The organism is Stenotrophomonas sp. SY1 (assembly GCF_021202945.1).
GTDB lineage: Bacteria > Pseudomonadota > Gammaproteobacteria > Xanthomonadales > Xanthomonadaceae > Stenotrophomonas.
This window is the reverse complement of record NZ_JAJOYR010000001.1, coordinates 986,266-1,000,053: the sequence shown is the minus strand read 5'-3', so window position 1 is coordinate 1,000,053 and position 13,788 is coordinate 986,266. Positions and strand designations below refer to the sequence as shown.

The window sequence follows — 13,788 nt, the reverse complement described above, 5'->3', positions numbered from 1 at the left end:
GAGGGCGCCCGACGATCCCCCTGAGGTGTGTTTTGGATCCCGCCGCCCGGCCATGCCGGACACGTGAGGCTCACGCCTGTCGTGGCTCCCCCGCTGCGTTCCATACGCAGGGGTTTGCTACAGGATGGTTCGAGTGTTGAATGACCATTCATCAACCGTCAAGCTTTTGACGATCAACGGTCATTTTGTGACAGACGCCTCAAATGAGGCCTTTCGGGAACGGTCGCCATCGAGAAAGTTCTTAAGAAACAATCCGATGTACCCGTGAAAAACCCGGACAGCGGGCAGCCCACCGGCGCCGGGCAATGGCCGGCAGCCTCAGATGAAAAATCCCCATAAGCGTTGACCTGCGGGCGTCTCGGCGGTTTTTTTGGTTTCAGCCGAAATTTTTTCGGTGTCGCCTATTCAGCCGAACCATTCTTTTGCGTTGCGGAACAGCCGCGCATCGGCGTCAGCCTGATCGCTGCCGCCCTGCGCCATGTGACAACGCGGCAGATGTGTCGACCGCTGGCCAATCACCGCCCCTGTTCAGCACAATAAAAAACCCGCAGACCGGGGTCTGCGGGTTCTCATGACGGCCTTGTGCCTGAACGGGATTCAATCCCGCTGGAACGGGCTCAGCCGCACCATACGCGCGCATTGCGGAACATCCGCAGCCACGGCGAGTCCTCGCCCCAGCTGCTCGGTGCCCAGCTCAGGTTGACCGTGCGCGGGGTGCGCTCCGGGTGCGGCATCAGGATGGTGACGCGGCCATCGCTGCTGGTCAGGCCGGTGATGCCGTCCGGCGAACCGTTCGGGTTCAGCGGGTATTGCTCGGCCACGCGGCCATCACCATCGACGTAACGCAACGCGACGCTGGCCGCCGCCTGGTCCACCGCGCTGTCGAAGTGGGCATAGCCTTCTCCGTGGGCCACGGCCACCGGCAGGCGCGAGCCGGCCATGCCACGCAGCAGGATCGACGGCGACTCCTGCACTTCCAGCAGGGCGGTACGGGCCTCGAACTGCTCGCTGCGGTTGCGCAGGAAGGTCGGCCAGTGCTCGGCACCGGGGATGATGTCCTTGAGCTGGCTGATCATCTGGCAACCATTGCACACGCCCAGCGCGAAGGTATCCGGGCGGGCGAAGAAGGCGGCGAACGCCTCACGCAACGCCGGGCGCTCCAGGATCGAGGTCGCCCAGCCACGGCCGGCACCGAGCACGTCGCCGTAGCTGAAGCCGCCGCACGCGGCCAGGCCGCGGAAATCGGACAGCTGCACGCGGCCGGCGATCAGGTCGCTCATGTGCACGTCGTAGGCATCAAAACCAACGCGCTCGAAGATGTTGGCCATCTCGATCTGGCCGTTGACACCCTGCTCGCGCAGGATCGCGATCTTCGGCCGCGCACCGGTGGCGATGAACGGTGCCGCCACGTCCTCGGCCGGGTCGAAGCTCAGCTTCGGCTTCAGGCCCGGGGCGTTGAAGTTGCGGGCCACCGCGCGTTCCTGGTCGGCCGCTTCCGGGTTGTCACGCAGCTTCTGCATGGCGTGGGTCACCGACCACCAGGCATCGAACAACTCTTCCCAGCGCCATTCGGCCAGGCTTTCGCCGCCCAGTTGCACGCGCACCACCGGCGCGGTGGTCGGGCGGGCGATGCGCTGCGCGCATTCGGTCAGTGCATGGCGTTCGACCAGGTCGGCGAACGCGGCGCGGTCTTCCCTGGCGATCTGCACCACGGCGCCGAGTTCTTCATTGAACAGGCTGCGGAACGGATCATCGCCCCAGGCATCGAGCACGATGTCCAGGCCCTGACGCGAGGCGAACGACATCTCGCACAGCGCGGCGAACGCACCACCGTCGCTGCGGTCGTGATAGGCCAGCAGCAGGCCGGCTTCACGTGCATCGCGGATCAGTTCGAAGAACCCACGCAGGCGCTCGGGATCGTCCAGGTCCGGCACTTCACCGGCAAACGCCGGCAAGGCGCTGTGGTCGGCCTGAGTCTGGGCCAGGATCGAACCACCCAGACGCTGCTTGCCAGCACCCAGGCCAATCAGCCACAACTCGCTTTCGGTCTCGCGGTCGAGCAGCGGGGTCAGCTGCTGGCGCGCATCGACCACCGGCGCGAACGCCGAGATCACCAGCGACACCGGCGACACCGACTTCTCGGCCTTGCCGTCAGCCTGCCACTGCGCCTGCATCGACAGCGAGTCCTTGCCCACCGGGATGCTGATGTCCAGCTGCGGGCACAGTTCCATGCCCACCGCCTTGACCGCGTCGTACAGCAGCGCGTCTTCGCCGTCATGGCCGCAGGCGGCCATCCAGTTGGCCGACAGCTTCACCGTGTCCAGCGAGGTCACCGGCGCGGCGCACAGGTTGGTGATGGCTTCGCCCACCGCCATGCGCGCCGAGGCGGCGGCGTTGAGCAGGGCCAGCGGGGTACGCTCGCCCAGCGACATCGCTTCACCGGCGTAGGTGTCAAAACCAGCCAGGGTGATGGCGACATCGGCCATCGGCAGCTGCCACGGGCCGATCATCTGCTCGCGCGCGGTCAAGCCGCCGACGCTGCGGTCACCGATGGTGACCAGGAAGCTCTTGGAAGCAACGGTCGGATGCGCCAACACGCGCAGGCCGGCTTCATGCAGGTTGATGCCGGCGGTCTTGAGCTGCGGCCAACGCGGTGCAGCCGGATGCGTGGTGTCACGATGCATCTTCGGCGCCTTGCCGAACAGCACGTCCATCGGCAGGTCGATCGGTGCATCGGCCGGAATGTTGCCCGGCGTAGCGCCGTAAGCGACAACCAGGCGTTCCTCGGCGGTGGCGATGCCAACCGCGGCGAACGGGCAACGCTCGCGTGCGCAGATTTCGGTGAACTCGGCCAAGCGCCCGGCCGGGATGCCCAGCACGTAGCGCTCCTGCGATTCGTTGCACCACAGTTCCAGCGGCGAAAGCGACGGATCGTCGGTGGGCACCTTGCCCATATCGATCACACCACCCACGCCGGAGTCGTGCAGCAGTTCCGGGATGGCGTTGGACAGGCCACCGGCGCCAACGTCATGGAAGAACTTGATCGGGTTGTCGGTGCCCATGGCAACGCAACGGTCGATCACTTCCTGGCAGCGACGCTCCATTTCCGGGTTGTCGCGCTGCACGCTGGCGAAATCCAGGTCTTCGGCGCTTTCGCCAGAAGCCACCGACGAAGCGGCACCGCCGCCCAGGCCGATCAGCATCGCCGGGCCGCCGAGCACGATGACCACGTCGCCTTCCTGCAGCAGCAGCTTGTCCACCTGCACTCGGTCGATCGCGCCCAGGCCACCGGCCAGCATGATCGGCTTGTCGTAGGCGCGGGTGATCTCGCCTTCGGGCAGCTCGAAGCTGCGGAAGTAACCGAGCAGGTTCGGGCGGCCGAACTCGTTGTTGAACGCGGCGCCGCCTAGCGGGCCGTCGAGCATGATGTCCAGCGCCGGTGCCATGCGCGGGTTCAACGCGCGCGGCGCTTCCCACGGCTGCGGCAGGGTCGGGATGCGCAGGTGCGAGACCGAGAAACCGGTCAGGCCCGCCTTGGGCTTGCCGCCGCGGCCGGTTGCGCCTTCGTCGCGGATTTCACCACCGGCGCCGGTCGATGCGCCCGGAAACGGGGCGATCGCGGTCGGATGGTTGTGGGTTTCCACCTTGATCTGGAAGGCGCTGGGTACCACCGCTTCGCTGCGATACTTGCCGGTGGCCGGGTCCGGGCGGTAACGCGCGGCCGGCTCGCCTTCGATCACCGCGGCGTTGTCGCTGTACGCGCTCAACGTGTGCTGCGGGGTCTGCTGGTGGGTGTTCTTGATCATCTTGAACAGCGAGCGGTCCTGCTCGTGTCCATCAATCGTCCAGCTGGCGTTGAAGATCTTGTGGCGGCAGTGCTCGGAATTGGCCTGCGCGAACATCATCAGCTCGACGTCGGACGGATCGCGGCCCAGCTCGGTGTAGCGCTGGCGCAGGTAGTCGATCTCGTCATCGGCAAGGGCCAGGCCCAGGCGCTTGTTGGCGCTTTCCAGGTCGGCCAGGGCGATGCGCTCCAGCTGGCCTCGCGCCAGGCTGGTGAGCAGTGCCTGCGCCTGCCCGATGTCGGTCAGCAGCGACTGCGTCATCGGGTCGTGCAGCAGCTTGGCCACGGCGGCCTGCTGGGCCGGGTCGGTCGGCCAGCCGCTCAGGTCGATGCGGGTACCGCGCTCGACGCGCTGGATCGCCAGGCCGGCGCCGCGCACCAGCTCGGTGGCCTTGCTCGACCACGGCGAGAGCGTGCCCAGGCGCGGCACCACGTAGCGAGACACCGCGCCGTCTGCGCGTTCGGCCGGCTGCGGCTGGCCCTGCACGATGCGGCCCAGCGTGGTCAGGTCGACCGCACCGGCATCGGCAGCTTGGGTGAAATAGACATGCCAGGCACCGGTGATACGCAGGTCGGCGGCGATGGACTGCAGGCGGGATTCAAGACGTTCGCGGCGGAACGGCGAAAGGGCAGCTGCGCCCTCGAGGACGATCATGTCCGGGAGACCATGGTTAGGAATCGGGCCCGGCATTGTACCGGAGTCGGCCGCCTCGCCCCTGTTTTCCGGTTCAGCCGGGCATTCGGGATGACCTCGGTCACGTTGTGGCGCTCCGCCGGCAGGTTGAAAGTGGGGTTACGTTTTGCCGCCGTTATCCTCACCCGGCCGGCGGCGCTGCCCCGGCCCGCAGGCCAGCCCACTGCCCGCCCACGGAACTTCCCCGCAATCCGGCCCCGGCCAGGCGCATCCGCGCCTGCCACGCCGAAGGCATGCCGCGCGCCTGCCAACCCAAGGAGATTGACCATGACGGACCATCCCGAAAGCCACCCCTTGCGTGTCTGCCCGCCCGTTTTCCGGCCCCGCGTCCGCTGGGCGTTGGCGCTTGCCATTGCCGGCAGCGTGAGCGCCCTGCCCGCCGCCCGTGCCGCCGACTGCACCGGGGTGAAGCCCTGGATCGGCACCACCATCTACCAACCGGGCCAGACCCTGCACAAGGGCGGCGTGCTCTACCAGGTCCAGCAGAAAATATGGAATGCGCCGCCCGATCACCCCGCTGGGCGCCGGTACTACCGCAATCTCGGCCGCTGTGACGGCAGCCACAGCGAAGGTGGCGGCCCCTCGCCGTCGGCCAATCAGGCGCCCCGTGTGGCACTGACCTCGCCCGCCTCCGGCGCCAGCTTCGATGCGGGCAGCAACATCACCGTCAGCGCCGATGCCTTCGACAGCGACGGAAGCATCAGCAAGGTCGAATTCTTCCACGGCAGTACCTCGCTCGGGGTGGACACCCAGGCGCCGTACAGCGTGTCCTGGCGCAGTGTGCCGGCCGGCGCGTACGTGCTCAGTGCCGTCGCCACCGACAACCGCAATGCCAGCACCCGTTCGCCGACAGTCACCCTGCGCGTGACCGCCGCGCCTGCGGAAAACAAGGACACCACCGCGCCGTCGGTGCCCACCGGCCTGGCCGTGCATGCGCACACCCGGGTCAGCCTGCAACTGCGCTGGAACCCGGCCAGCGACAACCCGGGAGGGAGCGGCGTGGCCGGCTACGACCTGTACCGCGACGGTCGCCTGGTCGCCTCGCCAGCCACCGCAGCACATCTGGACACCGGCCTGAAACCGGGCAGCGCCTATCGCTACGCCGTACGCACGCGCGACAAGGCAGGCAACGCTTCGGCCAGCAGCGCCCCGATCAACGCCAGCACCCTGCCCGCCGGAGGTGGTGATCCGGGCGGCAGCGATGGCAGCACCGGCAGTGGTGCCAAGCGGGTGATCGGCTACTTCACCCAGTGGGGTATCTATGGCCGCAACTACCGGGTCAAGCACATCGACAGCAGCGGCTCGGCCGCGCAGCTGACCCACATCAATTACGCCTTCGGCAACGTCCGCAACAACCGCTGCGAAGTGGGGATCAGCCAGTCCGCCGATCCCGGCACCGGCGCCGGTGGCGATGCCTTCGCCGACTACACCAAGGCCTTCGGCGCCAGCGAAAGTGTCAGTGGCAAGGGCGACAGCTGGAACCAACCGCTGCGCGGCAACTGGAATCAGCTCAGGCAGCTCAAAGCCAAGCACCCGCAACTGAAGGTGCTGATCTCGCTGGGCGGCTGGACCTGGTCACGCGGCTTTGCCAGCGCGGCGCGGCCGGAGAACCGGCAGGCGTTCGTTGCGTCCTGTATCGACGCCTACATCAAGGGCAACCTGCCGTTCACCGACAACGCCGGTGGGCCAGGCGTGGCGGCAGGCATCTTCGATGGCATCGATGTGGACTGGGAATATCCGGCCGCCTGTGGCCTGAGCTGCGGCAGCCCGGCCGACCGGGAGAACTTCACCGCACTGATGGCCGAATTCCGTCGCCAGCTCGATGCGGTGCGCCCGGGTTTGCTGCTGACCGTCGCGGTCGGCGCCGGCATCGACAAGATCCGCGCCACCGATCCGGGCAGCTATCACCGCTATCTGGATTTCATCAACGTGATGACCTACGACTTCCACGGCGCCTGGGCACCGCGCACCAACCACCATTCGGCGTTGTTTGATTCACCCGCCGATCCATCCACCGGCGATACCCGGCTGTACAACAGCAACGACGCGATCGAGGCCTATCTCCAGCGCGGCGTGCCCGCCGCAAAGTTGAATCTGGGCGTCGGCTTCTACGGCCGCGGCTGGACCAACGTGGCGCCCACCAACAACGGTCTGTATCAGGGCGGACGACCCGCTGCCGGCAAGTACGAGGCCGGCATCCAGGACTGGAAGGTGCTCAAGGGCCTCGGCTGGCCGGTCTACCGCGACGACAGCGCCAAGGCCACCTGGCTGTACAACGGCACCACGTTCTGGAGTGTGGATACGCCGGAGCTGCTCGTCGAGAAGATGGCCTACGTCAAGGCGCAGGGCCTGGGCGGCGCGTTCTTCTGGGAATTCAGTGGCGACGACGCACAGGGCACGCTGGTGAACGCCATCAGCAACGGACTGAAATAAGCAGCCAAGGCTGCTGACTGCCTGGGGGTGGGACTGGAACGCCCTCCCCGCTCCGGCGGGGAGGGCGTTTCTTTGGACGGTCATGCCATTCCACCCAAACGCACAACGCCTGTAGCACCGAGCCGTGCTCGGCACTGCATCTGCCCAGCAACACAACGCAAAACGCCCTCCCCGTTACCGGAGAGGACGTTTGTTTTCATCTGCGTTTGAGCGCCGCCTCAGGGGCTGGCGGTAACCGTCGCAGCAGCTCCGATGCGCTCCAGCGCGGCCTTGATCTGCCCCGGCGGCAGGTAGCCACCCAACTGGCTGCCATCGGCAGCGAAGATCGCCGGGGTACCGTTCACGCCCAACTGCTGGCCAAGGTTGTACTGCATGGCCACCGGGTTGGTACAGGTTGCCGACGGCACTGCCTGTCCGCCCTTGGCGGCGGTCAGCGCGGCCTTGCGGTCAGCGGCGCACCACACCGAAATCATGTCGGTGTAATCCTTGCTGCCCAAGCCCATGCGCGGGAAGGCTAGGTACTCCACCGCGATGCCGTTGCGGTTGAGCTCGGCAATGTCCTGATGCAGCTTGCGGCAATAACCGCATTCGATATCGGTAAACACGCTGATGGTGTACTTGGCATTGGGCGGCGCAAACACGATGCGATCAGCATGCGGCAGCGATGCCAGCAACGTGCGGCGATGAGTGAGCAGGCCCGGGCTGGTGGCCATGGCACGCTTCTCGATGTCGTACGGCTGGGACTGCATCAGGTAACGGCCGTCGTCGGTGACGTACAGCACCTGACCGGAAACGATCACCTCGCGGAAGCCCGGAAACGGTGCCGCACCGATGTATTCCGGCTTGAAATTGGGGTCCAGCTCCTTGAGCGCATCACGCACGCGCTTCTCGACCGGGCCTTCGGTCGCCGGCGCGGCAGCGGTGGCATTACCGGTGGCCGGCGCCTTCTGTTGTGCACAGGCGGTGAGGCTGGCCGCACCCAACAGCGCGGCAATGGCAATTCGGAACATCGGCAATCCGTGGAAAGAAAGGTACCGGCGGATTCTCGCATACCGCCTCCTGCGCTGCCGGCAGGCCGCCTGCACGAGCGCCTTCAACAGCCAGGGTGAGACCTCGCACGCGCATGGCCTTCGGTGATGCCATGTGGGCATCGGCTTCGGAGATGGCGACGGCTTCGTCGCCCAGGCCACTCCTGCGGCCGCGGATTGGACAAATATTCACCACGCGCCTGAAACGCATGCGGCGCAAGGCCTGCCAAGGCTTATCCACAGCTTGTGCGTAACCCACCCCACATGCGTTGTGGAAAAGCCGCGGGAGCGGCTCAGCCGCGCGGGTGATGCTTGCGATGCAGCTTCTGCAGGTGCTCGCGTGCGACCAGGGTGTAGATCTGGGTGGTGGACAGCGAGCTGTGGCCCAGCAGCATCTGCAGGGCACGCAGGTCCGCGCCATGGTTGAGCAGATGCGTGGCGAAACTGTGACGCAGACCATGCGGACTGATCCGCGCCGGATCGATCCCGGCCATACCGGCACAGCGCTTCACCAGTGACCAGAACTGTTGCCGACTCAATGGATTGCGCTCGCTGCCCACGAACAACGGCACCTGCCCACCTTCCATCGCGGGCACATTCCTGCCACCGGTCAGTTGCGGCCGCGCCTGCGACAGGTAGCGCTCCAGCCAATGCTGCGACTCCTCGCCCAGCGGCACCAGCCGATCCTTGCTGCCCTTGCCGGTCACCCGCAACGCACCCTGGCGCAGGTTGACCGCATTGGCCGGCAGGTTGACCAGTTCGCTCACGCGCAGACCGGCGGCGTACATCAATTCGAGCATGGCCCGATCACGCAGTCCTTCCGGTGAGCCGATATCCGGCGCCCCCAGCAGGGCTTCGATCTGGCTTTCGGTGAGTGCCTTGGGCAGCGCGCGTGGCAGCTTGGGCGGTTCCAGCAACGCGGACGGATCATCCTGGCGTTCGCCGCGCCTGAGCGCATGCCCGTAGAACGCTCTCAGCACCGATAGCAGGCGTGCGTTGCTGCGCGCCGACCAGCCATGGCGGGTACGCCAGGCCAGGTAATCGAACAAGCCGGCGCGGTCGATACCGACCAACCCACCCGCGGCGCCATCGCGCCAGCGGGCCAGGCCTTCCAGATCGCGCCGATAACTGTCCAGCGACGCGCGCGCCAGCCCCTGTTCGGCCCAGATCGCATCCAGGAAGCGCTGGATGGGACGCGCGTCGGCATCGCCCAGCGGCGGAAGTTGCTGCACCAGCTGACGGCGTTCTGCAGGAGTATGTGCGGTGGACATCGGCGCAAGGATAGAGCCTGCATCCACGCCTGCCCATGCACCCGGACAGTCACTGACCGTATGCTCGCCCCATGAGCACACCCGCCGCCATCGAGGTCCGCCCCTCCGCCCAGCTCCCGCGTCGCTTCGCCGCGCTGTTCTACGATCTGTGGCCGGTGCTCGCGCTGTGGATGCTGGTGTCGGCGCTGTTCACCATCGGCTACACGCTGGCCGGGCATGCAACACGCGAGAACATCCACCCGTTCAGTGCACTGCAGTGGCTGCTGTGGCTGTGCTGCTGGCTGCTGGCGGGGGTGTACGCCACGATGAGCTGGAAGCGTGGCGGGCAGACGCTGGGCATGCGCCCGTGGCACCTGCATCTGCGCAGCCTGTCCGGCCAGCCGATTACCCGCGCCGCACTCTGGAAACGTTATGCCGTCGGCACGTTGTCGTTGTTGTGCGGCGGACTGGGCTTCTGGTGGGCCCTGATCGACCGCGACCGGCTGACCTGGCATGACCGGCTCAGCGGTACCCGGCTGGTGAAGCTGCCAAAGCCGGTCTGAACCATGTAGCGCCGAGCCATGCCCGGCCAACTTGCACCACCAATGCTTCGGTCGAGCGTGACTCGACACCAGCGCTCCGAGCGCCGCCGGGCGAGGCTCGGCGGCACGGGCACTGGCTCACCCCACTCTTCGTCGCGACAACCAGGCCGAGATGCCCAGCATCAGCAGCGGCGGGATCGCATAGGCGATGCGGTAATCGAACTTCAACGCGCCGGCCATGCGGCCGAAGAACATCTGCAGCAGCAGGAAGCCCAGCGCGAACAACATGCCCAGGAACAGGCGCTTGCCCATGCCACCGCTCCGCAGCGAGCCGAAGGCGAACGGCACTGCCGCCAGGCACAGCGCCAGCACGTTCAACGGGTAGAACCAGCGGCCCCAGTACGTGTCTTCGTAATCGCGCGCGTCCAGGCCATTGCGCTTGCGGTACTCGATGCTGGTCTTCAGCTCGCCTGCACTGAGGTTGCGCGGACGCACCAGGCCCGAAGCCAGCGCCGCGGCATCGAGCTTGGAATTCCAGGCTTCGGACTCCACTACCTGGCGGGTGACCGAGCGTTCTCCGAACACGTCCCGGCGTACCTTGTTCAAGGTCCAACCGTTGCGGTCATGCGTGGCCGTGGCCGCGTAGGTCAGCGACGCCAGCCGCCCCTCCGGATCCAGCGTGTACAGGCGCACATCGTGCAGCACCAGACGCGTACCCTTCTGTTCGTCCAGCTGCTCCTCACCACTTTGCGCGTTGAGGAACGTGCCACCCTCACGCGCCCAAAGGCCCGAGTAGCGCGCGGTGGTCATGTCGGCGTTGTACTTGGCGCTGGCCTTCAGCGCGTCGGCACGGTTCTGCGCCCACGGCGCCAGGGTTTCACCATTGACCACCATCAACGCGGTCAGCAGCGACAGCGAGATCGCCACCGACATGGCGATGCGCCGCCGCGAAAGCCCTACAGCGCGCAATGCGGTCAGCTCGGAGGTTGCCGCCAGCTGGCCCAACCCCATCAACGCACCGATCACCGCGGCCATCGGGAACAGCGTGTAGGCGCGGCGCGGCAGGGTGTAGGCGGTCCACGCCAGCGCATGGCCGAAGGTGTAACTGCCGGTGCCGATGTTCTTGCCTTCGCCGGACAGCGCCATGATCGCGTCCAGCCCCAGCAGCACCATCCACACCACCAGCACCGTGAGCAGCACGTTGCGGCCCACGTAAACGTCATGGATGCGCGGTGTCAGCCTCATGCGTTTGCCCCCGCACGCGGTCGCGCCATTCGTCCATCACGGAAGTACAGCCACAGCGCGAAGGCCAGCAGCGGCAACGTCAACCACCACATGCCCGCTGCGATCGGCAGCTTGCCCGAGGCCAGCCACTGCTGGCCCAGAATGCTCAGGTTGATGCCCACCATATAGGCCAGGAACGCCAGCATGATCCGGCCGTAACGCTGCTGCCGCGGGGCACTACGGGCCAGCGGCAGGGTCAGCAGGGCAAACGCCAGAGCCAGCAGCGGCGGGGTGATGCGCCAATGCAGTTGCGCCTGCGCCTCAGGCCGTGGATCGCCGAACAAGCGCGAGGTTGGCAGCATTTCAGGGTTGTTCTCGTCGCGAATCTCATCGCGGTCAGGCAGCGCCACTTCATTGCGGCCATAGCGCATCAGGCGGTAGTCCAGCGCGCCATGCGCGGGACCTTCGACGCGGTGACCGTCTTCCAGCCTGAGGAAGCGCTGGCGCTCGCCCTCGAAGAAAACCGAGCCGGCATTGGCCGAAACCACATCGATACGGTCGTCTTTCTGGCGCTGCATGAACACCTGGCCCATCTTGGTGCCGTCCTCGTTGAGCGAGGAAAGGTAGACCACGCCACCGCCGGACAGCGGGGTGAACTTGCCCGGCTCCAGGCCGGCCACCACCACGCTGCGGCTGGCCGATTCGAGCATGCGCTCAGCGGTGCGATCGGCCCACGGGCCCAGCCACAGCGAGCAGGCCCCGACAAGGGCCACCACCGGCACCACCAGCATCAGGATCGGCCGGAGCAGGCGCTTGGGGCCAATGCCCACACCGGTCAGCACCGCCATTTCCGAGTCGCGGTACAGCCGGGCGATGGCCAGCGCCAATCCCAGCATCAGCGCCAGCGGCAGGATGATGGGCAGGTAAACGATGAATTGCAGGCCCAGCTGGGACAGCAGCAGGCCCGCGGGGATGCGCCCGTCAGCAATGCGGCCGAGGATGTCGACCAGCACGCCACCCACGCTCACCACCAACAGCACGGTCAAAGTGGCCAGAAAGCTCTGGAGGAAGTCACTCAGCAGGTAACGATCAAGCTTCGCCATGGGGTCGGTGGTTTAAACTCTCGGTTTCGTGCGCGGCACGCCGGGCCCCAGCGGCCATGCGCAAGTAGTCCGCGATTGTACGGATTTGGCAATGGAATCTGATCAATGTCTCTGCAATTCACCCTGAACCACGTCGCCCCGACCTCCGCCGAGGTTGATTGCGTCATCGTTGGCGCCTTCTCCGACAAGACGCTGTCCCCGGCCGCACAGGCGCTTGATGTCGCTTCCGGCGGCCGTATCGCAGCGCTGGTCGCACGCGGTGACGTTGGCGCCAAGACCGGCAACACCACCGTACTGCACGATCTGGACGGCGTGAACGCCCCGCGCGTGCTGGTGGTCGGCCTCGGCGACCCGGCCAAGTTCGGCGTACCCCAGTACATCAAGGCTGTCGGCGACGCCGCCCGCGCCCTGAAGAGCGGCGCCACCGCCAGCGCCCTGTTCACCCTGGCCGAGCTGGAAGTGGCCGGTCGCGACGCCGCCTGGAACATCCGCCAGGCCGTGATTGCCGCCAACCACGCCTGCTACCGCTACACCGCCACCCTGGGCAAGAAGAAGCCCGAAGCGCCGGGCCTGGAGTCGCTGGCCATCAGCGGCAGCGACGAAACCGCGCTGCTGCAGGGCCAGGCCATCGCCGCCGGCGTCGAGTACGCCCGCGAGCTGGGCAACCTGCCGCCGAACTTCTGCACCCCGGCCTACCTGGCCGAATCCTCGGCCGCCTTCGCCGCCGAGCATGAAGGCGCCGAAGCCGAGATCCTGGACGAAGCGCAGATGGAAACCCTGGGCATGGGCTCGCTGCTCGCCGTGGCCCGTGGTTCGGCCAACCGCCCGAAGCTGGTGGTGCTGAAGTGGAACAACGGCGGTGACGCCAAGCCGTACGTGCTGGTCGGCAAGGGCATCACCTTCGATACCGGCGGCGTCAACCTGAAGACCCAGGGCGGCATCGAGGAAATGAAGTACGACATGTGCGGTGGCGCCAACGTCATCGGCACCTTCGTGGCCACGGTCAAGGCCAAGCTGCCGCTGAACCTGGTAGTAGTGGTGCCGGCGGTCGAGAACGCCATCGACGGCAATGCCTACCGTCCGTCGGATGTCATCACCTCGATGTCGGGCAAGACCATCGAAGTCGGCAACACCGACGCCGAGGGCCGCCTGATCCTGTGCGACGCGCTGACCTACGCGCAGCGCTTCGAGCCGGCCGCGCTGATCGACGTGGCCACCCTCACCGGTGCCTGCATGGTGGCCCTGGGCCACCAGACCGCCGGCCTGATGAGCAAGCACGACGACCTGGCCAATGAGCTGGTCGCTGCCGGCGAGAACGTGTTCGACCGCGCCTGGCGCCTGCCGCTGTGGGACGAGTACCAGGGCATGCTGGATTCCAGCTTCGCCGACGTCTACAACATCGGCGGCCGCTGGGCCGGTGCCATCACCGCCGGCTGCTTCCTGTCGCGCTTTGCCGAAGGCCAGCGCTGGGCGCACCTGGACATCGCCGGCGTGGCCAGCGATGAAGGCAAGCGCGGCATGGCCACTGGTCGCCCGGTCGGCCTGCTGACCCAGTGGCTGCTGGATCGCGCTGCCTGATCAGGAACCGGGGAAGGAAGAACCGGGGTCAGAGTCGGGTTTCATCCGGCAAAACCCGACTCTGACCCCGGTTTTCCTTTCTTCCCTCTTTC

The 13,788-nt window shown here is 66.7% G+C and carries 8 protein-coding genes; 3 read left to right on the top strand and 5 right to left on the bottom strand.

The window, feature by feature from the left end:
- Positions 1 to 617 precede the first annotated feature (617 nt).
- On the bottom strand, positions 618 to 4,499 hold the full coding sequence (purL, locus tag LR961_RS03955) for a phosphoribosylformylglycinamidine synthase (protein WP_232147147.1): 3,882 nt from the start codon (positions 4,497 to 4,499) through the stop codon (positions 618 to 620).
- A gap of 306 nt (positions 4,500 to 4,805) precedes the next feature.
- On the opposite strand from purL, the gene LR961_RS19305 reads away from it, so the two are divergent.
- On the top strand, positions 4,806 to 6,971 hold the full coding sequence (locus LR961_RS19305) for a glycosyl hydrolase family 18 protein (protein WP_332311011.1): 2,166 nt from the start codon (positions 4,806 to 4,808) through the stop codon (positions 6,969 to 6,971).
- A gap of 218 nt (positions 6,972 to 7,189) precedes the next feature.
- On the opposite strand, the gene LR961_RS03940 is transcribed toward LR961_RS19305, so the two are convergent.
- Both LR961_RS03940 and xerD read right to left on the bottom strand, forming a co-directional pair.
- Positions 7,190 to 7,981 carry a DsbC family protein gene (locus tag LR961_RS03940; protein WP_232147146.1) on the bottom strand — a complete coding sequence of 264 codons (792 nt, stop codon included), beginning with the start codon at positions 7,979 to 7,981 and terminating at the stop codon, positions 7,190 to 7,192.
- Between the two features lie 311 nt (positions 7,982 to 8,292).
- Complete coding sequence (gene xerD / locus LR961_RS03935; RefSeq protein ID WP_232147145.1) at positions 8,293 to 9,270, bottom strand: site-specific tyrosine recombinase XerD; 978 nt, start codon at positions 9,268 to 9,270, stop codon at positions 8,293 to 8,295.
- A gap of 71 nt (positions 9,271 to 9,341) precedes the next feature.
- Here xerD and LR961_RS03930 point away from each other — a divergent pair, with 71 nt between their 5' ends.
- The gene (locus tag LR961_RS03930; protein WP_232147144.1) at positions 9,342 to 9,812 is read left to right on the top strand and encodes an RDD family protein; all 471 of its coding nucleotides are present in this window, start codon (positions 9,342 to 9,344) and stop codon (positions 9,810 to 9,812) included.
- Positions 9,813 to 9,929: 117 nt separating this feature from the next.
- On the opposite strand, the gene lptG is transcribed toward LR961_RS03930, so the two are convergent.
- The gene (gene lptG, locus LR961_RS03925) at positions 9,930 to 11,036 is read right to left on the bottom strand and encodes an LPS export ABC transporter permease LptG (RefSeq protein ID WP_232147143.1); all 1,107 of its coding nucleotides are present in this window, start codon (positions 11,034 to 11,036) and stop codon (positions 9,930 to 9,932) included.
- Positions 11,033 to 12,118 (bottom strand): LPS export ABC transporter permease LptF, encoded by a 1,086-nt coding sequence (lptF, locus tag LR961_RS03920; RefSeq protein ID WP_232147142.1) that lies wholly within the window; start codon positions 12,116 to 12,118, stop codon positions 11,033 to 11,035. Before lptF ends, lptG begins: the two co-directional genes overlap by 4 nt.
- 105 nt (positions 12,119 to 12,223) lie before the next feature.
- Between lptF and LR961_RS03915 the strand changes: the two genes are divergently transcribed.
- The gene (locus tag LR961_RS03915) at positions 12,224 to 13,696 is read left to right on the top strand and encodes a leucyl aminopeptidase (protein ID WP_232147141.1); all 1,473 of its coding nucleotides are present in this window, start codon (positions 12,224 to 12,226) and stop codon (positions 13,694 to 13,696) included.
- The last annotated feature ends 92 nt before the right edge of the window (positions 13,697 to 13,788 follow it).

Bases quoted from the DNA above. Each gene is read 5' to 3' on its own strand.
- LR961_RS03930 (WP_232147144.1), top strand. From the start codon at position 9,342: ATGAGCACACCCGCCGCCATCGAGGTCCGCCCCTCCGCCCAGCTCCCG.
- purL (WP_232147147.1), bottom strand. From the start codon at position 4,499: ATGATCGTCCTCGAGGGCGCAGCTGCCCTTTCGCCGTTCCGCCGCGAA.
- LR961_RS19305 (WP_332311011.1), top strand. From the start codon at position 4,806: ATGACGGACCATCCCGAAAGCCACCCCTTGCGTGTCTGCCCGCCCGTT.
- LR961_RS03940 (WP_232147146.1), bottom strand. From the start codon at position 7,981: ATGTTCCGAATTGCCATTGCCGCGCTGTTGGGTGCGGCCAGCCTCACC.
- lptF (WP_232147142.1), bottom strand. From the start codon at position 12,118: ATGGCGAAGCTTGATCGTTACCTGCTGAGTGACTTCCTCCAGAGCTTT.
- LR961_RS03915 (WP_232147141.1), top strand. From the start codon at position 12,224: ATGTCTCTGCAATTCACCCTGAACCACGTCGCCCCGACCTCCGCCGAG.
- lptG (WP_232147143.1), bottom strand. From the start codon at position 11,036: ATGAGGCTGACACCGCGCATCCATGACGTTTACGTGGGCCGCAACGTG.
- xerD (WP_232147145.1), bottom strand. From the start codon at position 9,270: ATGTCCACCGCACATACTCCTGCAGAACGCCGTCAGCTGGTGCAGCAA.